21 protein-coding genes are annotated in these 25,216 nt (G+C 53.8%); 9 read left to right on the top strand and 12 right to left on the bottom strand.

Annotated features, from left to right (window positions below):
- Positions 1-36 precede the first annotated feature (36 nt).
- The 4 genes from rlmD to VFA09_14295 all read right to left on the bottom strand — a co-directional run bounded on the left by rlmD (position 37) and on the right by VFA09_14295 (position 3,998).
- A complete protein-coding gene (gene rlmD / locus VFA09_14310; GenBank protein ID HZU68446.1) occupies positions 37-1,392 on the bottom strand; it encodes a 23S rRNA (uracil(1939)-C(5))-methyltransferase RlmD in 1,356 nt (451 codons plus the stop codon).
- 222 nt (positions 1,393-1,614) lie between these two features.
- Positions 1,615-2,598: a polymer-forming cytoskeletal protein gene (locus VFA09_14305; protein HZU68445.1), complete on the bottom strand. Its 984-nt coding sequence runs from the start codon at positions 2,596-2,598 to the stop codon at positions 1,615-1,617.
- Between the two features lie 88 nt (positions 2,599-2,686).
- Positions 2,687-3,232, bottom strand: a complete 546-nt coding sequence (locus VFA09_14300; GenBank protein ID HZU68444.1) for a hypothetical protein — start codon at positions 3,230-3,232, stop codon at positions 2,687-2,689.
- A complete protein-coding gene (locus VFA09_14295; GenBank protein ID HZU68443.1) occupies positions 3,213-3,998 on the bottom strand; it encodes a sigma-70 family RNA polymerase sigma factor in 786 nt (261 codons plus the stop codon). Before VFA09_14295 ends, VFA09_14300 begins: the two co-directional genes overlap by 20 nt.
- A gap of 419 nt (positions 3,999-4,417) precedes the next feature.
- Between VFA09_14295 and VFA09_14290 the strand changes: the two genes are divergently transcribed.
- The 3 genes from VFA09_14290 (at position 4,418) to VFA09_14280 (ending at position 7,090) form a co-directional block, all read left to right on the top strand.
- Positions 4,418-4,684 (top strand): hypothetical protein, encoded by a 267-nt coding sequence (locus VFA09_14290; protein ID HZU68442.1) that lies wholly within the window; start codon positions 4,418-4,420, stop codon positions 4,682-4,684.
- Between the two features lie 240 nt (positions 4,685-4,924).
- Complete coding sequence (locus VFA09_14285; protein ID HZU68441.1) at positions 4,925-6,115, top strand: MFS transporter; 1,191 nt, start codon at positions 4,925-4,927, stop codon at positions 6,113-6,115.
- 414 nt (positions 6,116-6,529) lie between these two features.
- The gene (locus tag VFA09_14280) at positions 6,530-7,090 is read left to right on the top strand and encodes a phage holin family protein (GenBank protein ID HZU68440.1); all 561 of its coding nucleotides are present in this window, start codon (positions 6,530-6,532) and stop codon (positions 7,088-7,090) included.
- Between the two features lies 1 nt (position 7,091).
- Here VFA09_14280 and VFA09_14275 read toward each other — a convergent pair whose 3' ends face one another.
- Positions 7,092-8,279 carry an acyl-CoA dehydrogenase family protein gene (locus VFA09_14275; GenBank protein HZU68439.1) on the bottom strand — a complete coding sequence of 396 codons (1,188 nt, stop codon included), beginning with the start codon at positions 8,277-8,279 and terminating at the stop codon, positions 7,092-7,094.
- Between the two features lie 576 nt (positions 8,280-8,855).
- On the opposite strand from VFA09_14275, the gene VFA09_14270 reads away from it, so the two are divergent.
- The 5 genes from VFA09_14270 (at position 8,856) to VFA09_14250 (ending at position 14,904) form a co-directional block, all read left to right on the top strand.
- Positions 8,856-9,680: an SDR family oxidoreductase gene (locus tag VFA09_14270; protein ID HZU68438.1), complete on the top strand. Its 825-nt coding sequence runs from the start codon at positions 8,856-8,858 to the stop codon at positions 9,678-9,680.
- A gap of 38 nt (positions 9,681-9,718) precedes the next feature.
- Positions 9,719-10,978, top strand: a complete 1,260-nt coding sequence (locus VFA09_14265; GenBank protein HZU68437.1) for a lactate racemase domain-containing protein — start codon at positions 9,719-9,721, stop codon at positions 10,976-10,978.
- 68 nt (positions 10,979-11,046) lie between these two features.
- The gene (locus VFA09_14260) at positions 11,047-13,020 is read left to right on the top strand and encodes a hypothetical protein (GenBank protein HZU68436.1); all 1,974 of its coding nucleotides are present in this window, start codon (positions 11,047-11,049) and stop codon (positions 13,018-13,020) included.
- A gap of 4 nt (positions 13,021-13,024) precedes the next feature.
- Positions 13,025-14,095: a Gfo/Idh/MocA family oxidoreductase gene (locus tag VFA09_14255; protein HZU68435.1), complete on the top strand. Its 1,071-nt coding sequence runs from the start codon at positions 13,025-13,027 to the stop codon at positions 14,093-14,095.
- Positions 14,092-14,904 (top strand): sugar phosphate isomerase/epimerase family protein, encoded by an 813-nt coding sequence (locus VFA09_14250; protein HZU68434.1) that lies wholly within the window; start codon positions 14,092-14,094, stop codon positions 14,902-14,904. The genes VFA09_14255 and VFA09_14250 overlap by 4 nt, the downstream gene beginning before the upstream one ends.
- Before the next feature lie 86 nt (positions 14,905-14,990).
- Here VFA09_14250 and VFA09_14245 read toward each other — a convergent pair whose 3' ends face one another.
- Positions 14,991-17,507: a cellulase family glycosylhydrolase gene (locus VFA09_14245; protein ID HZU68433.1), complete on the bottom strand. Its 2,517-nt coding sequence runs from the start codon at positions 17,505-17,507 to the stop codon at positions 14,991-14,993.
- A gap of 345 nt (positions 17,508-17,852) precedes the next feature.
- On the opposite strand from VFA09_14245, the gene VFA09_14240 reads away from it, so the two are divergent.
- The gene (locus VFA09_14240) at positions 17,853-20,123 is read left to right on the top strand and encodes an NAD-dependent epimerase/dehydratase family protein (protein ID HZU68432.1); all 2,271 of its coding nucleotides are present in this window, start codon (positions 17,853-17,855) and stop codon (positions 20,121-20,123) included.
- Positions 20,124-20,151: 28 nt separating this feature from the next.
- Here the strand turns inward: VFA09_14240 and VFA09_14235 are convergent, their stop codons facing one another.
- The 6 genes from VFA09_14235 to VFA09_14210 form a co-directional block, all read right to left on the bottom strand.
- Positions 20,152-21,273, bottom strand: a complete 1,122-nt coding sequence (locus tag VFA09_14235) for a glycosyltransferase (protein HZU68431.1) — start codon at positions 21,271-21,273, stop codon at positions 20,152-20,154.
- A gap of 9 nt (positions 21,274-21,282) precedes the next feature.
- Positions 21,283-21,528 carry a DUF2630 family protein gene (locus VFA09_14230; protein HZU68430.1) on the bottom strand — a complete coding sequence of 82 codons (246 nt, stop codon included), beginning with the start codon at positions 21,526-21,528 and terminating at the stop codon, positions 21,283-21,285.
- Between the two features lie 116 nt (positions 21,529-21,644).
- Positions 21,645-22,397, bottom strand: a complete 753-nt coding sequence (locus VFA09_14225) for an HPP family protein (GenBank protein ID HZU68429.1) — start codon at positions 22,395-22,397, stop codon at positions 21,645-21,647.
- Between the two features lie 147 nt (positions 22,398-22,544).
- Positions 22,545-22,907 carry a DUF488 domain-containing protein gene (locus VFA09_14220; protein ID HZU68428.1) on the bottom strand — a complete coding sequence of 121 codons (363 nt, stop codon included), beginning with the start codon at positions 22,905-22,907 and terminating at the stop codon, positions 22,545-22,547.
- 116 nt (positions 22,908-23,023) lie between these two features.
- Positions 23,024-23,773, bottom strand: a complete 750-nt coding sequence (locus VFA09_14215; protein HZU68427.1) for a class I SAM-dependent methyltransferase — start codon at positions 23,771-23,773, stop codon at positions 23,024-23,026.
- Between the two features lie 118 nt (positions 23,774-23,891).
- Positions 23,892-25,073, bottom strand: coding sequence for a cellulase family glycosylhydrolase (locus tag VFA09_14210; protein ID HZU68426.1), 1,182 nt, complete (start codon positions 25,071-25,073; stop codon positions 23,892-23,894).
- Positions 25,074-25,216: the final 143 nt, after the last annotated feature.

Genomic DNA, 25,216 nt, shown 5'->3' with positions numbered 1-25,216 from the left:
CAAGCATCCCCGTCTCTTTCTACTCTAGAAATTTATCTATCTCATCCCTGTACGTGCCAACAACGCGATGCATTCGATATGGTATGTTTGCGGGAACATATCGATGGGCTGTGCGGCCACAAGGCGGTAGCGCTCGCTGCCACAGAGCGTGGCGATATCACGTGCCAGCGTACTGGGGTCGCACGAGACGTAACAGATGACGCGCGGGGCAAGCGATTGCAGCGCCTGCAATGCCTTAGGATGACAACCGGCGCGCGGTGGATCGACCAGCGCCAGGTCGACTCGTTCACGGCGGTAGTACAACTGGCCCAGGAGCCGCTCTAAGGTCCCTTCCAGCGTCGTGATGTTATTCTGGTTGTTCAGGGTAGTATTGGCGCGCGCATCCATCACAGCGCTGGGCTGCGATTCGATGGCAATCACGCGACCGGCGCGAGCAGCCAGGAATGCTGAGAAGAGACCGACGCCACTGTAGCCATCCAGCACCGTATCCCCGCGTTGAGGCTCCAACATTGCTATGGCGCGATCAACCAGCACCGGTGTCTGTACCATGTTGACCTGGAAGAAGGAATCGGCGGAAACCCGGAAGCGGCGACCGGATACGACATCGGTCAAGAACTCCTGACCTGCCACGACACGACCGTAGCGGCCACCGACACGCTCAATAATGACGCCGACAATGCCGGGAGCGGTAGTCACCAGTTCCTGTGCCAACTGCTGTGGCGCTTCAATCGTTGAACCGGGACGCGCATGCATGCAGAGCAATGTGGGTACTGCCCTCACGCTCTCTGCATTTGAGCTGGGGGTGCTGACCGCGCCGATAGCGCCGCGTATGGTAAAGCCCTGAATCATTTGAGGGAGAGAATCGCCGAAATACGCTTTAAGCTTGCTGCGCACTCGCTGGTAGACCATATCCAGGGCAGGATGCAATAATTCGCACGTTTCGAGGTCCTGTACTTCGTGGCTGTCGGTGAGTTTGAAGCCGATTTCTCCCTCCGGGCCTACCGAAAATAATGCGATGTTGCGATAGCCCCAGGCCGAGCTACCGGCAGGCATACCAATAGTAGGATGGACAAGCGCGTCAGGCTGCTTGCCGATGCGTACAAGAAGCTGGCGCACGATGTGCGCTTTCCAGGTCAGTTGCGCGGGGTAGGCGATATGTTGCCACTGGCAACCACTATCCGTGAGCAGAGGGTAGGCCGGTTCGACTCGCTCAGGGGCAGGACGCAGGATTTCCAAAAGAGCAGCGCGCGCATGTCCGCGGCGCTCTTCGACGACCTCTACGCGCACTCGTTCACCAGGAATCCCTCCAGGTACAAAGAGTACTCGCCCCTCGTAACGGCCCACGGCATCTCCACCGTAGGCAAGATCGGTTAGTTCAACGTCAATGCTCATATACACCTCGGCGGCACACCTGCAAGATAGAGAGAGAGAGAGGGGTAGGGATAGTGCCTTATGCCTGTCCTTGCGCTCCTACGAGGACAGGCATAAGGCACTGTCTCTACTTCTCCTGGCTACTGCATTTCTGGTGTCCGTCCCAACTTTCCAATATATTTGTACGGTTCAATCTCGTCCTGTAAAGAGATGACCTCCAGTCCAGGTCGATAAAAGCAATCATCAGAGATTCAAGGGTCCTTTGGGCCGACCGTAGAGCCGCGTCCCAAAACGGCTTAAGAGGACTGCTCCAAGTCCTACTAATCCAGCTACAACCGTGATAAACCAGCCAATCAGGGGCAACCCTCCTGCCAGCGTCAGCACTGTCAGTCCAACCAGTAGCTGCAAGGTGCGTCTATTGTACTGCGGCGCTATTGCATGTACCAGGTGCTCGCCGATGAGCCACCCGACTGCCACCGTGCCCAAAGCCCATGCCGCAATCAGCCCTAATGCCACTATAATTGCCAGCGGAATAGGCAGAATAAGCGCTATCAATACAACCAGGACCGCCGGAGCAATCAATACCGTTAATAATCCGACAACGAAGCTGCGGCCTTTATGATTTGCCGCCGTTGTGCGCACTAACATTACATGTTCGGGGAGTAGTAGAGTGAATATCAGACCCAGCGCTACCCATGTGAGGATAGACAAGAAAGGGAAACTGAATGTGTCATCACTGCCAAAAACCCAACCGAAGTGCCCTGAATTGTAAATGGGCCGCCCATCAAGCAGCGCCCCTTTGTCTTTATAAAAACTGCCTCCATAAAGAAGAATATTCCCATGTACATGAGAACCATTATGCAGGACCGCGTTGCTTCCGTACAGGTCCACATTTCCGGTCACGATGCCGTCAATAATGACACTGCTGCCAAAGGCAACTACATCGCCGCGTACCTGACCCTTAATAGTAATTACCCCACCAAACGAGGTTATGTCGCTACATATTACTTCTTGCCCATTGATAACAAGCGTTCCACCAAAAGATGGCCCTTCGTGACTTGTTGTACATTGGCTTGTAGGACCCACGCTCTGTCTACCCGATGCCTGAACGATTGTTGGTATGAACTGTGCCGGTAGATTTTGGGGTCCGCCGATTGGAAGTACCAGTATCAGGAATAGTCCAAACAATACTAACAGAACCCAGGGTGTACGTCCGGTCTTACGCATACAGGAACTCCCTATCATGGTTGGGCAACCATGACCTTCGCCTTCTACACCACACATGCCGAAATGGACGCCAGGACAGGCGCTTTCTCTACGTTTGTGGATAACGCATCAAGCGAAGCCACATTCCCATCATGACCACCAGGACAAGTGCTATCCCTGAGAGAATCAAACTGTTGCCGGTGATGAATGTCAACCCTGCCCGCAGGTACTGCGCGACAACGAAAAAGCCTGCAATTACATCACCCATCCCCGATAGAATTCCTACCAGTACCTCAGGCCGGAAAAATGCCAGTATCACTATTAACACCGCCAGCGCACCCAGCAGCGAAAAAATGAATGCCAACAGCGGCGGAAGGATACGCAGACGAGCCTTCTGTTGAGTGCGGATTTCCTCAAGCTGCCGGGTTATCTGCCTTTGCTGCTGCACTGCCTGCATGATACGGTAGGTCGATATCGGCTGGTACATGTGCGATAACGGGGGCTGGAGCATGTTATCGAGATGCTGCTGGGGCAGTCCTGATGAATGGACAGTGCCACGATCAACCAGCTGTTCCTGTACCGGCGAGGTATCTGGCTGCGCGAATTTCCCTGCATCTTGAGCGGTGAGCCGATGGTCAGCGTCGTGGCAACGCATCGCTCTGCTCCTCCTCGTTCTCCTTGTTTTCCTGTATGTAGCGAGCCAGTAGCTCACGCGCGCGGTGTAAGCGGGCTTTGACCAGAGCCGGTGTCAGGTTAAGAGCCATGGCAATTTCTTCATAAGATAAGTCGTACCAGTAACGCAGAAGTATAACGGCGCGATACTTGCTGGGCAACTTCTGCAAGTAGGCCTGGATCTCGTCGTGTTGCTCCCCCTGCAGGGCCGATTGTTCCGGGCCTGCGCCGAGGTCGGTAATCCATTCCAGGAATGGCACATCTTCTAACGGTAACGCTAGAAAACGCCGGCGTCGCAGCTGGTCAATAGCCAGGTGCGAGGCAATCGAAAGCAGCCACGTGCTAAATTTATGCGCCGGTTTATATGTGGAGAGTTGAGTATATGCGCGTACAAAGACTTCCTGCGTCACATCCTCGGCTTCCGTGACATTACTCAACATACGATAGGCAAGATTCTGTACAGCATCTTTATAGCGCTCGACCAGTACCTCAAAAGCCTCCTGCGTACCTGTAAGCACCAGTTCGACAAGCTCCGCGTCGCTCAATTCCTCGACAGTTGCCCCTCGCGCATAGGCGCCAGATATACCCTGCATTACTGCCGAAGCATCGCTACCCATCGCCTGGTCCTGGCTTAAAATACCCTGGGGTGAGACCGTCCCGGTACTTTGCCGGCGGCGTGTCTTACGCGCTGGCTTACCTAGAGGTCCAAAGACTTCCAGTGCCCCTGAAGGATTTAGTGTCGATTCCATTTCTCTCACCGCTCATTATCTATTTTCATTAGTAACCATATGGTTATATTAGAAAAATCTTTTCCTGACTATACATACGACGAATGCCTAAAAAAGTTGTAATCTCTTGCTAGCAGTGTAACACGAGGATGCTCAATAGGCAAGTCCCTTTCGAGGCCCGATCCATCAGACCTCTACGTTCCTTCTCGCGTCAAGTCTCTTGCTTACTTGTTTTGATGAAGATGAAAGAATTTTCATCAAAAGCACTTTTCTATGAAGATCCAATTAAAAAATGCTCAGCTTTTAGAAACGAAAAATAAGAAAAAAATCAGAAGAGCGCAAAAAGCTTTAAATTTCGATGAGAAAACTGAAACTTCCTGGTTGTCTATTACGTACTAACAGAAGAGATAGTTAGTGTTGTAAGGAAAAGAGAGTGAGCCATGCGATTTGCTCCAGATGTCTATGTTTTAAATGATAACTCCTCAGATATCCGCTTGCCGGATGCTACGTTGCCGAAGGACGATGTGGATACGCTCTTTGATAAATTACAGAAACTAGAGCCGCCCGAGGGTCTTATTGCGCGTATCCTGGAGCTTCCGAAAAACTCACCCATGTTGCCCTTGCTCGCTACACCTACCCTGCGTAATCCATGGAAGGAATTTGATTCTCTGGCCTTAGACCATGGTACGGAACATCCTTTAGCATGAGGAGCCTGTTCATTCATATGAGTACTCGTAGCCCCTGCTAACTTTCACAGCTTCAATACTATCTGAGGTTCATAAGCACTTGTGAGCCTCTTCTCCACATTCGAGCCGGAACCGGCTCTATTCAGTGTGTCCGCAAGTATTCGTGTCAACATTCGCGTGCCCCTCCTTCTCTGAAAATGTATTCATAAACGCCGCCATTTTGATTTCACGTGTGCATTTTCAGAGAGGACTATATCCTGCATGTTCAATTCACATATCGTTTCGCGCTTCCGCAATCTTTCGCCATTACGCCTGATTTTGCTCAGCATGGGCCTGTTTGATGAGCTGATGACGGGTTTTCTAATAGTGGGCATGCCGCTCTTGCGCGATCAATTGGGACTGACATACGCGCAGGTAGGATTGCTTTTCAGCGCCGGTGCCATCTCGAGTATGATCCTCGAGCCCATCATTAACCTGGTAAGCGACCGTGGCTCAAAACGCTGGTGGATCCTGGGAGGTCTGCTTGTACTGGCCTGCGATTTTGCGCTGGCCGGAACTATACGCAGCTTCGGCTGGTTATTGTTCGTGTTTATTGTGCTGTATCCGGCCATCGGCACAGCGGTGGGACTCTCGGAAGCGGCTTTGATCGATAGCGCGCCAGGTGATGGTATGCGAACGATGACGCGCTGGACATTGATGAGCAGTATCGGTGATTTGCTCTCGCCCCTGGTCGTCTCAGCTTTCGTCACGCTGAGCATGGGCTGGACAGGGCTGTGCTGGCTAGCTGTGGGCCTATGGTTAGGAGTAGCAACGATTCTCAGTTTGCGACCTTTCCCGCGTCCAGTCTCCTCACACCATAATGAAGAGGAAAGCGAATCGATTGGCATACTAAAAAGCTTGCGTAAGGCGCTGCGGGACCCACTCCTGTTGCGCTGGGCTATCCTTGCAATTTTGCCGACGATGCTGGATGAGATATTCATTGGTTTCGCCGCCCTCTACATGCACGATGTGCTGCATGTAAGCGAGGTGGTAATCGGCCTGGTGATTGTTATCCATATGATCGGTGGTTTTCTAGGATTGATGATCCTTGATCGCCTCGTGAAGCGCATCGCAGCTCACCGGCTCCTGATAGGCCTGGCAGTGCTGACGCTGCCCGGCATGATTGGATTTCTGGCCCTGCACTCCATCTGGCTGGTCGCCTGTTCGCTCTTTGTAATGAGCCTGGGAGCCTCTGGTCTTTATCCAATTGCGCAGGCCGGAGCATATGCACGCCAGCCAGGACATTCAGCCATGGTACGCACGGTGATTGGCTTAGGAGCGCCATTTGAGATCGTCCTGCCAGGGATCGTAGGGCTGGTTGCCAGCCGCTTTGGTCTGCTGGCAGGAGTCGGGTTGTTGGGGCTGGCTCCGGTACTCATATTGATTATCGTGCCTAAAAGACAGCAGATGTAAACAAGGGATGCCGGTTCTCTGGCATCTCTTACTTTCAATTATTGCAAAACGTCATATATGGCCTTTTTCATAATTGTAAAAATCAACCCTGCTGCGTATACATACAATAGAGGTTAGAAACTTGCCAGAGGTGTTCTGGCAAAGTAATTTAGCCCCCAGGTTCGGAAGTGATACACTAACCACGCCGAAAGGACATTCTGGTTATCCGTCAATGAGAAACATTGTACGGAGAGAGGAATAAAAAACGATAATGATGATCCTGCGCCTACCACTTATAACCCCGAGCCTGCTTAGTCATCTTCAAGTTTTGTAGAGTCTAAAAATTCCTCTGGTAATGATCGAGGTAGTGGGGTATAGTATTTTAGAGCACAAGCGAATAGTTTTCATCAGGCTACAATTTCCGAGGAGCAAAGTATGTCGTACCAGGACCCATGGCAGGCGAGACGAGCGGCACGGGATGCACGGCGAGCCGCCAGAATGCAGTGGCGTATGCAGAGATTAGCCTATCGAAATGCCCGCCGCGCCTATCGATATAGATACGGAAGGCCGGGAGGCGGCATCGTCGGTATGGTCTTTCTGGTACTGTTACTCGCCTTTATTTTCACCCATATCTGGGCATGGCTCGTCGCCGGAATATTCGCGGTGGTGGTCGCGGCAATTATCCTGGGCCTGCTGCGCAGGGCCATGGCCGGCAATTCGTTTATGGGGCCGCAGCAGCCATACTCGCCTTACCAGCAGCAACAGCCGCCCCAGCAACCATACCAATCCTACCAACCCTATGGAGAGCCGGAGCCACCGCCTGAAGAGCCTTATGCACCTTATGAGCAGGGATACACTCCGACTCCCACGCAGGGCAGCGCCCAGGAGCCTGTACCTCCTTATTCGTATCCGCCAGAAGAACAATCCCGCAGTAACGCACAGTACGAGGAGCCTACAGTGCAATATCCACAAGAGATGCCGCCGATGGAACAATAGGTTAGTGAGGCGCGAACGCCGACGTTCCCGTAATATCCCGGCCAACGATCAGCGACTGGATTGTATCCGTTCCCTCGTAGGTAAAGACGGCCTCGATATCGGCGTGGTGACGCGCGATATGATAGTCCAGCAGAATGCCATTGCCGCCCAGCATCTCGCGGGCCTCCGCGACAACTTCGCGCGCCAGCCGTGCATTGTTCATCTTCGCCAGCGAGGCCATCGCATCCGTCATCTTGCCCTCCTGCTGCAACTGGCCGAGGCGCAGGCACAGCAATTGCATGCTGGTGACGTTGGCAAGCATCGAGGCCAGCTTGGTCTGGATGATCTGGAAATTGTTGAGCGGGCGTCCAAACTGCACGCGCTGCCTCGTATAGTCCCGCGCGATTTCGTAGGCGGCCACTGCATGACCTACGGCCTCCCAGGCAACACCGGAACGGGTAGCAGTCAGCACCCGCGAGGTATCTTTGAAGCTACGCGCATTGGCCAGCCTATTTTCGGCGGGCACACGCACGTCTGTGAGCGTGATATCGGCCTGCCAGACGGCCCGCTTGGCCACCTTGCCGGTCATGACCTTTGGTTCGAAGCCCGGAGTGCCTTTTTCGACCAGGAAGCCTCCCACCTTGCCCTCGTCATCGCGCGCCCAGATGATGGTGACATCGGCAAAAGAGGCGTTGCCAATCCAACGTTTGGCGCCATTGATGATGTATTCGTTGCCATCACGCCGCGCGCGCGTTTCGAGCATCACGGCGTCGGAGCCGTGATTCGGCTCGGTCAGGCCAAAAGCGCCGATCTTCTCCATACGCGCCATGAGCGGCAGCCAGCGCTGCTTCTGCTCTTCTGAACCGAGCATAGCAATCGAGGACATGGCGAGGCCCGAATGGACGCCGAAGAAGGTGCAAATGCTGGCATCACCGCGCGCCAGTTCAAGCGCGATCAGGCCTGATGCGATGGCGCTCATGCCGGGACAACCATAGCCCTGAATACTGCCACCGGCAATATTCAGGGCCGCGAGCCTGGGAATAAGCTCAAATGGAAATTCGGCTCGCTCCCAGTAATCGTTAATGATAGGAATGACCTCTTTTTCGGAGAATGCACGTACCTTGTCGCGAATGCTGCGCTCCTCAGGTGTCAGCAATTCATCCATCAAATAAAAATCCGTCTGGTGTGCCTGTCCTACTTCTGTTGCCATGATATTTCCTCTCTTTATGGCTAGCCATGAAAAAAGACCCTCTCGTATATCTATCACGAAAAAAAGATCCTCCCGCTTGTCACGAAAAAGACCCTCTCGCTTGTCATGAAAAAAAAAACCTCCCGCTTGTTACGAAAAAGACCCTCTCGCTTGTCATTCTGAGTGCAACGAAGAATCTCTCCTGAGCCAGGTCGCGCCGTGGTTCCTGCGGATTCTTCGCTGCACTCAGAATGACATGTCCCGGCCCTTGTTTCATAGTATGCACGGATTCTTCGCTGCCTCAGAATGACATGTCCCAACGCAGCACGGATTCTTCGCTGCACTCAGAATGACATGTCCCGGCCTTTGTTTCATAGTATACAACGAGATGCTTTCAAGGCAGATAGATTCTTCCTATTATATAGCGCGCGAACAAGGTCCGGTTTTGAGTACGCATGGTATCAATATCGTATCCAGGCAAGATAATGGTAATATGGAAGGTGTCCTATTGTAACGGTTCACGTGCAACAATAGAGCGTTTCAGCGTAAAATAGGTATTGTCATACTGTGAGAGAACAGCAAAAGCGAGAAAAGAGGATGGATCTTCAAGCGCTCTTCGCCATACAAAACAGGAACGCAGTTGTCACAGGTGGTAGTGGTGGTCTGGGAGGAGCTTTGGCTTCCGCGCTCGCGCAGGGAGGCGCGCGGGTGGCAGTCTTGAGCCTGCATATGGAATCAGCGGAACGGACCGCAAAGGCAATCCAGGCAGGCGGAGGCCAGGGGCTTGGGATAGCCTGTAATGTGCTTGATCGCGTTGCGCTTGAGCAGGCGCTTGAGCAGGTACACAGGGAGTTTGGCCAGGTCGATATTCTGATTAATGCCGCTGGAGGCAATAATCCGCATGCTACAACGACCCCCGAACGGTCTTTTTTTGACCTGGACTTGCATGCTACGCGTGAAGTGTTCGACCTGAATTTTATGGGCACATTTTCGAGCTGCCAGGTATTCGGACGCGATATGGCCGAGCGAGGAGAGGGCTGCATCGTCAATGTCGCCTCTATGAACGCACTGCGACCCCTGACCCGCATTCCTGCTTACAGCGCGGCCAAGGCAGCCGTGACCAACTTTACGCAATGGCTGGCAGTCTACATGGCACAGGAATATAGCCCGCGTATCCGCGTCAACGCTCTGGCCCCCGGCTTCTTCTTGACGGAACAAAATCGCTATTTACTCACCGATGCCGGAAGCGGCGCCTGGACAGCACGCGGAAAGTCCATCATCGAGCATACGCCTATGGGACGTATGGGAATGCCAGAAGACCTGGTCGGAACGCTGTTATGGCTGGTCAGCCCTGCCTCTGCCTTCGTCACAGGGACGGTTATCCCCGTTGATGGCGGATTTTCGGCATACAGCGGCGTGTAGAGCGATCCCTTTTGCGGCAATAGCCGGGAGAACGATTTATGACCATAGGAAAAGGCTCAACAACCGCGATTCTGGCGGTTGACGATATCCGCCAACTCATAGCGCGGGCCATTGATCCCTTGCCGCTCGATGGGAGGCGCGTACTGATCATCATTCCTGATGGGACGCGCACGGCACCGATTCCACTCTTCTTCCGGCTACTTTATGAACAGCTTGGCCGTCGTGTCGCGCAACTGGACTATCTCATCGCCCTGGGGACACACGCGGCCATGCCGGACGAGGCAATCGACCACCTGGTGGGAGTTAGAGCAGGTGAGCGCAAAGAGCGCTACCCCAACCTACAGATTTACAATCACCACTGGGATAAGCCCGATCAGCTGCAAACGATAGGCGTGATATCGCGCGCGGAGGCCGACCGGCTCACAGATGGTCTGCTGGTCGATGAAATACCGGTCACGCTTAATCGCCTGATTCATGAATACGACCAGTTGATTATCTGTGGCCCTGTCTTCCCTCACGAGGTGGCTGGCTTCTCCGGCGGCGCCAAATACCTCTTTCCAGGCATCGCCGGGGCGGATATCATCAATTTCACCCACTGGCTGGGGGCGCTCATCACGAGCATGAAAACCATCGGCATCAAAGATACTCCTGTACGCCGGGTGATCGAGCGAGCAGCAGAGTTTGTCCAAAAACCGCTGCTATGCATGGCGCTTGTCATGCAGGGAACCGATCTGCACGGCCTTTACATCGGCCCTTGCAAAGACGCCTGGAGCCAGGCAGCCGATCTCTCCGCGCGCCTCAACATCATTACGGTCGATACGCCATTTCGCCGCGTTCTCTCCATGCCGTCGGAGATGTACGACGACCTGTGGACTGCTGCCAAGGCCATGTACAAAACGGAGCCGGCGATAGCCGATGGTGGCGAGGTCATCATCTATGCTCCACACCTTCAAGAAATATCCTACACGCATGGCAAACTGATCGACCAGGTAGGTTACCACGTGCGAGATTATTTTCTGAAGCAGTGGGATCGCTTCAAAGATGTGCCCGGCAGTATCCTGGCCCACAGCACACACGTAAAAGGTACAGGCACTTACGATGCAAAAACCGGCATCGAAACGCCGCGCATCCAGGTGACGCTGGCAACCGGCATTTCCGAAGCCCGCTGCCGCCATGTCAACCTGGGTTATGCTGACTATAAGAAAATCGGCCCCGAAGCATGGAAAGGGCGAGAGAACCAAGGAATTCTGGTCGTGCCACATGCGGGAGAAATGCTTTACCGCGCAAAAAATTTGTAGAAGTACGATCCTGATCTGGACAGATATCTGAAAAATCCGCCGGAGTTTAGAAGGAAAGAGTTCAAGCCATGAACATAGAAGATTCGCCCTCAATGCGCAGGCTCATCCAGGAGGATGCCATCGGTCAATTGCGGCGGCAGGAAGGACTGATGGCCGTACTCGGCAGCGAGGATGGCGCTCTCAAATTGGATTGGGTGGAGGGTATACCTCGCCTGCTGGCCGATCCTATCATGCTGGAGGAGGTAGAAATTGAGGCACGGGAATTATGGGAGCGCGGCATTCGCCATGTTATCTGGGCAGGCATGGGTGGCTCTGTCATCGCCGTGCGCGTCTTCACCGATCTCGGCTTTTGCAGTGGCAGTGACCCGGATCACTTCACGATCTATCCACTTGATAGCACAGACCCGGCAGCATTGAATGAAATTGTGCGCAGGATAGCGGCCGCTAAGAATCTGAGGCTGCCGGCAGTTGGCACAATATCAAACCCCGAGTTTTTGCGCGCGCTGCTAGATGATGTGATGATGATCGGCGTTTCGATGGGAATGACCTCTGAGGAACCTATCACGCACCTGGAATGGTTTACCGGCCTGCTGAAACAGGCGCGCCTGCGAGCGGCACGGCATCTACTCGTGATGACACTGCCGGGTTCTTACCTCGACACATTTGCCCAGGAACACCAGGTACCCACACGTTCTTTGCAGTTGGATGGTGGAACCGGCACCGGCGGGCGTATGAGCGCTCCAACCACAAGAGTTTTCTTGCTGCCCGCCGCCCTTTACCTGACACGCCTGCAGCAGAAATCAGACAGCGAACAGCCACAAGAGCCGGTTCAACCACCGGTGGCCGATTTATCGCGCCCATCGCCGATTCATCGGCCACCACCCTCACATGATACAGGTCCCGACATTCACGAAGAAAATCCTACAGACGGCCAGCCAGTAAGAAAAGCAGGCCTGCTTGAAACATTGCTCCAGCAAGCCTGGGGCGAGTATAATCTGGAGCTCGCGACCTCGCGTCCGGCGGATTCGCCATTTGTGCAACTGGCAGCTGCGCTGAGCGATGCAAGCGTGGATGGAAGATGCGGGATGCCGCTGCAAATGCCCCCTGGATGGTCGGCGTTCATACCCTGGGTGGAACAGTTGATGGAGGAGAGCCTGGGCAAGAGCGGTAAGGGAGTCGTGGTCTTCGAGAACCAGGCGCTCAACCCCAAAGCACCCGGCTATTCGGCGCGCGGTTTATTGCATGTACGGATGGAGACGGATATCGCAGAAAGGGAGGACGAAGCCGGGCATTTCGTGCTCTACCAGCCATTGCTTGCCAGCGATGAGCCGCGACGCCGCTTGATCGCCCTGACGGCCAGTTTCCTGGAATGGCAATTGAGCATGGCTCTCTATGGATACCTGCATCGCATTCGATTCGCCGGTCAACCTGCCGTCGAGAACTATAAAACACGAGCGCGGTCACTGCGCATGATGAATGATCCTTTGCAGTTCGTGCAGGGCTGGAAAGCAAGCGTCTCGAGTGGAACCATTATGCTGTATGCCCCACCAGAGATGAGGGTACAGGGAGATCCTGCATCCATGTATGCTGCCGCATTGCGATTAGCGCTGACTGCCCCAAATGGGCAGGCTATCTCCCCTGCATCCCTCTCTTACCTGGATTTCACCATCAACGGTGAGATAGCCGCGGATGTATTGAAGCTGATCGCCTCGCACATGTACCGGATCGGCAACGTACTGCTGGGTGTTCCTGTAAAGATTCGCCGCGCGCCTGCTGCTTACCATTCGACCGAGCAGAGCGAGATGGATGGGCCGCCTCGCCTGGTGAGCCTGCGCTTGCTGGTGCGCGACTCCGAAACCATGCTCCTTGGCAGCTATAACGATACATTTTTGCGCGCCCAGGCGGTAAGCACGTGGCAGGCGATGATCGAGGTCGGGCGAACATGCCTGCTGATGATTCTGGAGAGTTCTAGAGATGCCCTATACGAGTCGCTTGAGCGTTTTTTCCAGGAAACGACAAAGATACTGAGCCAGGAGAATTAGAGCGATGTCAGAGAAACTACGCTTTGGGATTATTGGAGGCGGTGTAATTGGTCCGACGCACGCCGATGCGATTCGCACTCTGCCCGGTGCTGAACTGGTCGCCGTAGCCGATATCGTGCCAGCCGCGGCGCAGAAGCTTGCCGGAAAGCACGGCATTCACGCCTATACTGATGCGCGGGAGATGCTGGCACGCGAGCAATTGGACGTGGTGGATATCTGCGTGCCCAGCGGTTTGCACGGCGAATTCGCGTGCCTGGCGATGCGGGCGGGAAAACACGTGATTGTAGAGAAGCCAATGGAGATTAGCCTTGAGGCGATTGATGAGATGCTGCGCGTACAGCGCGAAATGAATGTGAAGCTGGCGGTTATCAGCCAGCATCGCTTTGATCCGGCGTCGATGCGCGTGCATCAACTGGTTGAGGAGCAGGCCCTTGGACGGCTGGTACTCGGCAACGCGCTTGTGCCGTGGTGGAGATCGCAGGCCTATTATGATAGCGGCGCATGGCGCGGCACCTGGGCATTGGACGGTGGAGGGGTATTGATGAATCAGGCTATCCATTCGATTGATCTGCTGCAATGGTTGATGGGGAGGGTCAAAAGTATCTACGCCTATACGGATACGCTGGCGCATTGCATGGAGACGGAAGATGTGGCCGTGGCCGTGCTGCGCTTCACGAATGGTGCGCTGGGCGCGATTGTGGCTACAACGGGAGCCTATCCGGGCGTGACGACGCGCGTCGAAATTTTTGGCGATAGGGGATCGGCAGTGATCGAGGATGATCGATTGGGCTACCTGCACCTGGCGCGAGACGATCAGCAGGAAGTGGGAGCCTATGGAGCCAGTGGAGGCAGCCAGAAAGAGACCCGGACGGGCACACAGGATGCGGAGGGGGCGGCTCAGAATCCTGCCGCATTGGCTATCAGGAGCCATGCCGCGCAGATAGCGGATATGATGCGCGCTATTCGTGAGAATGGGACGCCGCTTGTAGATGGTTATGCAGGACGGCGCCCCGTGGAAATTATCCTGGGCATTTATGAATCGGCCCGCACGCATAAGGAGGTCCTGCTGGCATGATACACATTTCCGCTTTTGCCGACGAAATTGCTCTCGACCCACGCGAACAGATCGCGGTATTACAAAGCGAAGATATTCATTTCCTCGACCTGCGCGCTGCCTGGGGAACGAATGTGCTGGATCTGAGCGATGGGCAGGTAGACGAACTGCGGCGCATGCTTAATGAGCAGGGCATGGCAGTTTCCGCCATTGCTTCGCCCATCGATAAAGTGCCTGTGGATAGTCCCTTCGATGAGCATTTAGGGCGCTTCGAGCGGGCTATTGCGCTGGCACATTTTTTTGACACGCCCTACATACGCATTTTCTCCTTTTATCCCCCACAAGCCGCGAAAAGCGATCCGGCAGAATGGCGAGACGAGGTACTGCGGCGCCTGCGTGAGATGACTGCCAGGGCGGATGCTGCCGGCATTACGCTGCTGCATGAAAACGAGAAGGATATTTACGGGGATACTATCGCTCGCTGCGTTGACTTGCTGGAAAGCATCAATGATGCTCATTTCCAGGCCATTCTCGACCCGGCAAATTTTATCCAGTGCGGCCAGATACCTTACCCCGACGCCTATGAGGCCATACATCCCTGGCTGCGTTATGTACATGTGAAGGACGCGCGTGCCGATGGAAAAGTTGTGCCTGCCGGAGAGGGCGTGGCAAGATGGCCCGAACTGCTGCGACGATTGCGCGCGGATGGCTATGATGGCTTTTTCTCGCTGGAGCCACACCTGGCGGCAGAGGGACAATTCTCCGGCTTTAGTGGGCCGGATTTGTTCCGGCAAGCGTCGCAGGCATTGAAGCGCATTTCAATTTCCTAAGTTGGAAGTGCAGAGAGGCCAGCGTATCCGATCCCGGCCGGGATCGGATACGCTGGCCTCTCTGCACTTCCAACTATCGCTGGAGTTTAGAGACCCATGTAGCCTATATCATCGCTGCCGCCTTGTGTGGTACCTACATTCCAATACATGACGCGTTCGGCGAAGAAGTAGCCGGACGATTGCACAGTCATTGAAATGTTGTAGCCCTGGGATTGGCTGCCATTATACAGGTTCTGGTGTACGATGGTCGTAATATTTTGGACCGACCGCGAGTTGGCAGGTACATTGACGTTAAACGAATAGACGCTGCCAAAGCCATTGACAATTGTCACCGAAATGTTTTCATTGCTGCCGGTAGGATTGAAGAGCGTAAGCCATTCGTTGAAGTCCGTGTTGACATAGCCCTCGGCGAATGACTCGGAGCGAGAGGCCGCCGGACCAACGGCGCCAGTGATATCGGTCGCGCCCGTGGCATTGTTCATATTCTGACCGGTATAGTGGAAGAAGATCTCACGCTCCACAACGATGCCCGCGGTAGGAGAGGTGATATCTGCCGAGACATCGGCACTGCTATGCGCGTTCACATCCCAGATGGCCTGGCTGCGCGGCCCGACGGTGACGGGGAACGATTGCGATCCACCCGCGCCCTCAAGTTTAATATTCACCTGTGCAGTGTTCGACGGATCGGGGTTGCCAATCACGAAGTACTCCTGGTAACCGCTGCCGCTATGACCCTCAGCAAAGAACCACTCGTTGGCGGAACTGAGCGCGCCTACAACCGAGGCTGCACCGGAGACATTGCCAACGCTACCTGCCGGGAAGCTGCTGAAGTAGGTGGGTCGCTCCACTACCACCGGCTGCGATGAGGTTACAATGGCAATGACACGCTGCGACATTGGCGGTGGATTGATCGTCTGGCGCCTGCCGCCCGTGACTGTGGTTGTTTGAGCGGAGCCAACCTGCTTGCCTCCCGCGTAATATGTCGCGGTAACGGTTGCCGTACTGCCGCCGGGCGGGTTCAGGATGGTGATAAACGAGTCGGAACCCTTCACCGTGGGCATGTCGGCAAAGTAGAAGACCTTGGCGGGCGTTACCGTACCCATGACGACACTGCCACTACTCTCGCCAAAGAAGTTGGTGAAGTAGATGGGGCGCTCCGCCACGACACCGAAACAGGTGGTCGGATTATTGACGGTAACGATAATGGAATCTGTCTTGTATGAACTAGAACTGGGTGGAGTACCTAAATCACTATTGACCGACGCCGTATACCGGCTTTTGGGATTGACGGTGCGGTTATAGGTCACTGTACCGGTCGTCAGAAGATACTGAATTTTGACCGAACAGGAATTGACGGGATCAGGGTTCTGTATGGTGAGCCATTCGATAAAGCCCTGGCCAACCTTACCCTCGGCAAAGTACCAGGTAGAACTGATTGGCCCTGGTAGGAGCGTACCATTGGCATAACTCGTCAGATATTGCCAGATCAACACACCCATATTGGGGGCCGGCGTGCCATTATAATCGATAATGAGTTGTGGATAACCACAGGCAGAGTTGATGTTGACCCACGCCCAACCAATCCAGCTGATGTTATGAGCATCAAAGTAGGTCAGCAGGCGGCTCATATAACTGGTGCCACAATCATATTCGCCATTCTCAGCAGAGATGACAGGATAGGTTTTGCTGATATTGCCAAAAGCATTGTCCCAGTATTGGGGCATCTTCTCAGAATAAGGATAGGGATGCGTGTCATAGATGACATTTCCGCCCGTGATAGGATTCTGGCCGAAGCCGCTGAGGTCAAAGCCCCAGTCCATTCCAGCAACAAGAACCAGGTTATTCGCTTTGGTGCCGCGCACAGCATTGACCAGCGCCTGCATACCAACAGCCGTATAGTTGGCGGTAATGTAGCAATTACAATCGACGACATACGATTTATCGCCGCTAATCGCGCAACCTGATATCAGGCATGCCCAGTTGCCTGGAGCAGGATGAGGCTCATTGTATAATTCAAAAAGGACATTGGGGTTACCGGCAAACATGGTAGCAACCTGTGTCCAGAAGGTGACGCTATCAGCATCCGGCATTTCAAATGCGGCACCGCTGCCGGGGGCCGCTCCACCGGCATCAGTCCATTGCAGATCGATAATGACATTCATATTCATGCCGGTGAGGGTCGAAACTACACTCTTCACGAGGTTCTGGTACTGGGTATGCACACAATGTTTGGAAGGAAAATCTCTCAGCCAGTAGCCCTCGGTGAGTGGAAGACGAATAGTATTGGCATCCCAATAGGTAATGCCATTGCCGCTGTGTCCATACCCCATATAGGACAGGTGAGTGGAATCGAAATAGCCGTCGGTATTGCAGTCATACTCCAGTGAGTCACGGCCAATTCCATGAAATAAATAGGGATGCCCCTGAGCGTCGAGAATTTGATTGCCACTGACGCTATACGGGCCATTAGCCTGGGTGACGGCCGGTCGAATACCATTGGAGGCAGCATTCGATGAGCCCTTTGGTGCGTACCAGAGGACCCCTACGGCGACTATAGCCAGCAATATGATACTGGCAGCAATTACTTTAAATGAACGTGACATCTACGACTCCCTTTTTCATGGGCCACCAGAATGGTCACCCCATAGGTTTCATATAAAACAACCCCTAGAATGGCTGTTTAGCATTCTAACAAGATAAACGCATGAGTCAATACTTCACCCTGTTTCAAGTTATTCCTTTGACCTCAAATAATCGGCAAAAATGCTGGAAATTTTAGAGAGGGATTAGGAAAAAAGTCATAGTGCCCGTGTATATCCAGGAGCGTGGTGCTACGTATACTTTCTGAACGATATTTATGAACGAGCATCTCAGGCCTGTTGCGAATTGCTTTTTTGTGATATCGTAACAAGCAAGGGTGAAACTGATCTTTGTCTTTTGGAGGAACTATGCGTATTCTGATACTCGGCGGAGACGGATACCTCGGTTGGGCACAAGCGATGTACCTTTCGAAAAAGGGACACGAAGTAACGGTCTTTGATAATTTCATGCGCAGGCAGTTTGATCTAGAACGCGGGTTTAATAGCCTCCTGCCTATCTCGACGCTGTATGAACGGGTGAAGAGGTGGAAAGAGATCACAGGGCGCACCATCCATATACATGTCGGCGATACAATGGACTATGATGCGCTTGTTGCCGCGATACAAGCAAGCGAACCGGAGGCAATTGTACATTTTGCCGAACAGCGCTCCGCCCCTTATTCTATGATCGATCGCAAGCACGCGGTCTTTACGCAAACGAACAATGTGATCGGCACGCTGAATGTGCTGTATGCCATGCGCGAATACGCGCCAGAGAGCCACCTGGTAAAATTAGGCACGATGGGCGAATATGGGACGCCGAATATCGATATCGAAGAGGGCTTTATCGAAATTCATCACAAGGGTCGTTCGGACGTGCTGCCGTATCCCAAGCAGCCTGGCTCAATCTATCATTTATGTTATGATGATAGAACTGAGGTTCTGACACGGAGTGGGTGGAAACTCTTCAAGGATCTGAGTTACAATGATGAGATAGCTACAAGACAACTTGACGATCCTCATATCGTTTATGAGAAACCAACAGCCCTTACATCGTACCTATATGAAGGTCCTATGTACTACCTTGAGCAAAGACGCATTGATCTGTGTGTGACACCAAATCACCGCATGGTTACTTCTTTCAAACGCCGGGATGGTACCGAAGCGATGCGCTTTGAGGAGGCAAAAGACATACTTGGTAAGTACAATCGCTATCATCTCACCTGTGAGTGGAATGGCGAAGAACGTGAAACATTTACTCTACCCGGCTACTATGTCTTTGGCGATATAAATGCTCGTAAGCCAGCTATAGAGTTACCTATGGATGACTGGCTACGTTTCCTGGGATGGTACATTGCTGAGGGATCTGTTGATGGAGTATGGCTTAAAAAAGTGCCAAACTGTATCTGTATCAATCAGAAACCAGGTGCAAAGTCCAGGAAAGTAAAAACAGTCTTCGAGAGGATAGCCGCCTTACTAGGCTGTACCTATAGTGTATATTCCTATCCAGATAGGAACAATGAGCTAGAGGGGCATTATTTGTTCTCTACACAGCTTGCTGTTTACCTTACTCAGATTGGCACAAGTCTAACCAAACACATACCGCGCGAATTGCTAAACCTGTCAAAGCGGCAACTCCGTATTCTTTTCGAGGCAATGATGTCAGGTGATGGCTTATGGATGGATAATGAGCGTGATTACGGGCGCTACTATACATCTTCGCGGCAGCTCGCAGATGAGGTGCAGGAAATGGCTCTCAAGTTAGGACTTTCCGCAAACATCTCTTACTTTGATCGAGCAGGAGGTACTGGGTGGGCAAAGAATCGCGAATATCGAGTAAACTTCACAAAGACGACAGTTTTTCAGGTCAATCAGCTCCCAGATGATCCTAACGACTGGATAGAGGATTACGCAGGCATGGTTTATTGTTGTGAAGTTCCAGGAGATGGTATCATTCTGGTTCGGCGCAATGGTAAACCTCTCTGGTGTGGAAATTCTAAAGTCCATGACAGCCATAACATCATGTTCTGCTGCAAAATCTGGGGGCTGCGCGCAACCGACCTCAACCAGGGAGTCGTTTACGGAGTCGAGACGGATGAGACGATGCTCGATCCGGTGTTGGCAACGCGCTTTGATTACGATCAGATTTATGGCACGGCGCTGAACCGTTTCTGCGTGCAGGTTGCGGTGGGCCATCCCCTGACCGTCTATGGTGAGGGCGGGCAGACACGCGGCTATATCAACATACGAGACACGATTCGCTGTATCGAACTGGCGATCCTGTCTCCAATCCGTGCGGGTGAGTACCGGGTGTTCAATCAGATCACGGAACAATTCTCGCTGCTCGACCTGGCGCACATGGTGGTGCGGCAGGGCAAGGAGATGGGATTGAAGGTGGAAATCGCGCACATGGCCAATCCTCGCGTTGAGGCGGAGCAGCACTATTACAACGCAGTGCATACGCGCCTGATCGAGCTTGGCCTCGATCCACACCTGCTGAACGACGGCGTGCTACAATCGTTGATCGAGCTGGCCATCGAACACCGCGAGCATATCGATCACAGTTTGATCACGCCGACGGTAAACTGGCGCAATGCCAGCAATGTCGTTTCGAAGCCAGGGAAACAGGCTTTCAAGTAAAGGCAGGGTAGGGGCCAGATTGAAGGCATTAAGCCTCAAGAGTGTCTTGATAGCCCAGCAGTCTATTGAAGACGGACGGAATGCTGGCATTGGCCGACATATTCCATTGCTTGTATGATTGAATGCTGCTGACTTTTTCGGCGATGAGGTCGGGGTTCCGCACGATGCGAGTCAGCAGTTTTTGCTGGCCGCGCGCATCCAGGCAGGTCCAGCCAAGGTTATAGCGTTCGATGAAGCGCAGGTTTGGCCCTTCCTGACCGGGGATGTAGGTGGTGATGAGCGATGGTTTCTCGAGCATGATGGCTTCCGTCAGGAAGCTCGCCCCCGCTTTGCCAACGATGAGGTCCGAAGCGGCCATGTAAGGCGCGATGGTTTCGGTGAATGGCAGCACTCGCAGGCTGGGTATAGCTGAGAAGCGCGAGATGATGGCGCTGTTGCTGCCTGCTGCCAGGATAATCTGAATGGGTGCCCGCGCGCTGCCGGCAGCAAAAATGCTGGAGATGGTGCGTTCGATTCTGGCGGAACCTTTCGCGCCACCCTGGAGAAAGACGGTAAAGGCGTCCGGCGAGAGTCCCAGGCTCGCGAGCGTTTCAGCCCTGCAAGCGGAATCATATGTTTGTAAGAATTGCTTGCGCACGGGCCTGCCCGTTATGTGCAGGCGGCCCTGCTCAATTCCCTCCGCGCTCGCCTGGGCAAAGATTTCACGCGTAGGGGTCAGGTAGGCATCGGCAAACTTCTCACTAAACCAGGTGGTATGCACGCATTCGAGATCGGTCAATTGGAACGCCAGCGGGATATGCAGACCGGTTTGCCGGTTTGCAGACGCGACGACGTAAGACAAGAGCGCGTGCGTTGAAACGATGAGTTGAGGGGCAGCTTGCTCGATAAGGCCTGCGATCCGTTTCTGGCCGAGTAACGCCAGCCCTTTATGCAGGCAGAGCGAGGCAAATTCATTATCGGTATATTTGTATTGCCAATCCCACAGTGTGAGGAAGTTGCGGCTGAGCCCGGCGTAATACCTGTCAACAACAGGTGGGAAAGGATCAACGATATCAATAGAGAACCTCGCGCCAAGCATATCCTTAAGCGACAGCGCGAGGTTCATATGGCCCCCACCGGTGCGAGAGGTGATGATCAAGATGTTTGTCATAGTATGCGATTACTGTTGGTAGTGTTCCACGATGTTCGGATCGCGCACCTGCGCCTCGTTTGGATTGAGGCCAAATTCACGGCGGGCGCGACGCTGGCGCAAGAGGTCCCAGCATTGATCCAGTTGAAGCTGTAGTTCGTGCATGCGCGTGCGTTCCTCGTCACTCAGACCGCCTTCTTCTTCTGATTGTTGCATCAGGTGATGTTCTTCGTCCACCAGAGCCGTGATACGATGCAGGATTTCACTATCATTCATTGCTTTCCTCCTCGTGGCCTGCATGAAATGTATGTAACCAGTTGTCTTGTCAGGCCAATCTGTCATAGTATATCACGCTTTGCCGGTAACAACCGGATACGCTTACACCTCCTATCTCAACTCGACTTCACGCTATCCCGGGTTTTCTTTCCCTCCTCGTCAGGCTCGCGACGTGGATTCCAGAGTGGGTAGGGAATGCCGGAAAGGCGATTGATAATGAAAGCCTGTAAAGTAAGCAGTACCACAGCCACCATCAGTATGAGCAGCTGCAGTGGTTTCGTCAACAGGCCAAGCGAGATGATAAGCGTGGTAGCGCCTGCCGGCGGGTGTGGAGATCTGAGCAAAACCATCAATCCCGCGGTGAGGCCAAGCGAGAGAGCCGCAGCGAGGACACGCGGCCAGGTGACGCCGACGGAAAGAGCCGGCCCGGCCATCGTTAGACCGGTCACGACCAGGCTGAAATAGCCGGCCAGCACACCGATAGCATGACCGACGATGGTGTTGCGCGGAGAGGCGGCTGGAGCGGTAGGCGTATAGAAAAAGAGGAAAGCAGTGGGACCGAGCGAAGGGAAGATAAATGCAGTGTGCGTAACGAGGGCCAGCGCCGACATGATGCCAATGCTGATGCAGCCATTAATGAAGCTGAAGATGGCAAGAACCGGCGTCTGCGCATGGTGGCCTAAGAGCCAGGGCAAACGCATGCGTGTGAAAAGACCCTTGACGATATCGGACATTTCACCGCCGATAGGGTGTTCGCGATCAATACGATACCGCCAGCGCCGGTTCATGCCGCTCTGCATACCCACCTGTGCTGGTCTATCGCTCGTCTGCTGCGCCGCCGGATCTTCTGCACCTGGTTTCGGGTCCATGCTGCATTTCTCCTGAGTATATAATCCCTGCTCTCTGCCACATTTTGGCGAGGGTAAGCGAGTATTGAGAAATTTACCTGCCAGGGAATCCTAATGCAGATAAGCCCCCGAACGCAAACACAACATTGTCCGCGTTTACCGGCTCCACTATGCCAGCAAATCGCGCAAGACGACCGCGTTATTATGTTCGCTGTCGTGCGCGGCAAACACTAGCGTCACCTTCCCCTGACCGGCCAGGTCGCGCAATTTTGCCAGCGCTTCCTGACCTGGTTCAGATCGCAGCTCGGCCTCGTAGCGGCGGCGAAATTCTGGGAATTTCTCTGGATCGTGGCCGAACCATTTGCGCAGGTCATTGCTGGGCGCGACCTCTTTGAGCCAGAGATCGACCTTTGCGCGCTCTTTGGAGAGGCCACGCGGCCAGAGACGATCCACCAGGACGCGCGTGCCGTCGCCGGGTTCAGGCGGGTCGTATACACGCTTGATAGCCACAGTTACATGGTGCTTTGCCATCTGTAACACCTCTTAGTGCATTTGCACCTGACATGTTCGGGTTTGATCACTATACGCTCCCCACGGAGAAGCGGCAGGAACCGGACCTTTTCCCGGCTTCCCACTGGGGATTGGAACTACTTGTAGCCGCCGTAGATTGCATGCCCGGCCTGCATCCAGAAACAATCTGCCATGCCGAATCCTGCTTCGCGGAGCCATAGAAGCTGGTCGCTGAGCAGGGATGGCTTATCGTAGGAGTTGGGGTCGGCATAGTCGTAGATGAAATAGTTCCATTTCAACTCCTGGAACGATTCGTAGCCGCGCAAATCGCCATAGGTGGCCACGCTTTGCGCGCGCACGATGTCATCATATTGCCGCGCGAAGAGTTCGGCAATGTGGGGCGTCGCGGGTTTGACGATATCGGCCAGCAGTAAGGCTCCGCCCGGCTCCAATCGCTCGCTTATATCCTTGAAAAGCTGGCGCTTGCCCTCGTCCGATAGGTGATGGACGGCCAGCGATGATAGCACGCAGCGCAAGGGAGCAGGCAGAGCCACGCGCCAATCCTGCTCCTCAAGCTCAAAAGGACGTACCTCGAGGCGATTCCCGAACATGGCCAGCGAACGGCTCAGGTGGTCGCGCATAACCTCCGAACCATCCAGCGCCACGTAATGGCAGGCAGGAAAGCGCTCCAGGATTGCGCGTGCCAGTATGCCGCCACCCGCCGCCAATTCGACAATCGTGCAAGCCTCATCCGCCTGTGCGGGAATGAGATGTAGCAGGCTCGCGAGCTGTTCCGCGCGCCCCGGCACAAATACCTCGCTGTGGTTCAGGAATATCTGTGAATCGCTCTCGCTCCACCGGTCGGTGGTGTTGTTTGTCTCGGTCACTGTACGTTCTGCCTTTCATCCTCATGATATATATTGCTCTTCACAAAAAATATACATCAGAGGATAGCAGCAAGGCAAATGAGCGTTCTACCTGGCTCTACGTCCCTGGGTATCCTCCTTATGAAGAGAAGATCGAGCCATAGCCGCTGGCGACAGCCTGGCCGATGCTGTTGAGCTGCAACTGAGCGGACTTAGCGGCGCTGCCTTTTACCAGGTCTTTCGAACCGAAGTAGCAGGCCTCGACATCATACTGCTTGAGAAAAGGGATCATGACGCTGGGCGAGGGTTGACCAGGAACTCCACCCCATTCGCCGACGATAAAGGCGTCTCCGTGCGCATGTACGAAGGAGACAAGCCCGGTTGTGTCACCCGGCTTCCAGCCAGCATCGTAGATGTGGGCATCAAACATAAGATTTTTTTGCGCGTACATGGGATATTGACCGGACATGATCTGCGACAGGCCGTTTTCGTAGACCATAACGATGGAATTGGGCGCATATTGCCGCACCGTGTCGATGCGCTGGTTCATGTACTGGAAGTAGGTTTGCATGCTGATGCCGCTGATCTCCTTGGGCGAGGGTTCGTTCCACACGTCAAAGATGATCTGTGGGTCATTGCCATATAACTTTGCCAGGTCAGTGAGCGCCTGCAAAGGTGTAGGCTGATAGGTTGATTGCTCTTGCGGGTTGGGTGGAGTATTCTTGCTCGCCTGGTTCTGCGAGGGGCAGGGAACAGTGACTCCCGTGCCGCAGGGTGGATTGTGGAATTGCGTGGCAGCGTCGATAATCACGTAGTTGCCGTTCTGCTTTTGCCAGTTGATCACCGTTTCGAGCCACTGCTGGTAATGCATGTGCGCGTCCGGCACGTAGACGTTAGTGTCCCACCAGTAGGTGTTGATGGCTTCGCGTACCACGTTCATTGGAACATTCTGCTTATACCAGCTAACCGATGCCAGCGGTTCGTGTCCGGCTGAACTGAGGAACAGACCGCCCATATTCACGCCAAGCAGGTGAACCAGGCAATTATGCGAATCGACGACCTGCCCCTGCGAATTGATGTGCAGCCAGGAAAAGGTATAGGAGCCATCGGGATTTTTTGTCACACCCTGGCCGTTGCACGTGGCCGGCCCCGATGAGGTTCCAGCTGGCGTGGGTGTAGCGGAAGTCGTTAGCGACGAGTTAGGCCTGTGTAAAAACACATACGATAAAGCAAAGCTGGCGATCAAGACGACTACAGCCAGCAACACGAAAAAGATGAGCAGATTGCGATTCCGACGAGGATTGATAGGATTGTTATTCATCGTCATACCCTCCGGGTTGAGTAACGATTGTGGAAGTTGCCAAAAACGGAGATGTCCAATATCTACAAGTTTGTACGATGCAGTAAGCAAGCAAGTTTCATTTTTTGACAGGCGGCCCACAAAGTACTAGATGTTCTGATCCT

The organism is Ktedonobacteraceae bacterium (assembly GCA_035653615.1).
Taxonomy (GTDB): domain Bacteria; phylum Chloroflexota; class Ktedonobacteria; order Ktedonobacterales; family Ktedonobacteraceae; genus DASRBN01.
This window is presented reverse-complemented; position numbering and strand designations above follow the sequence as displayed.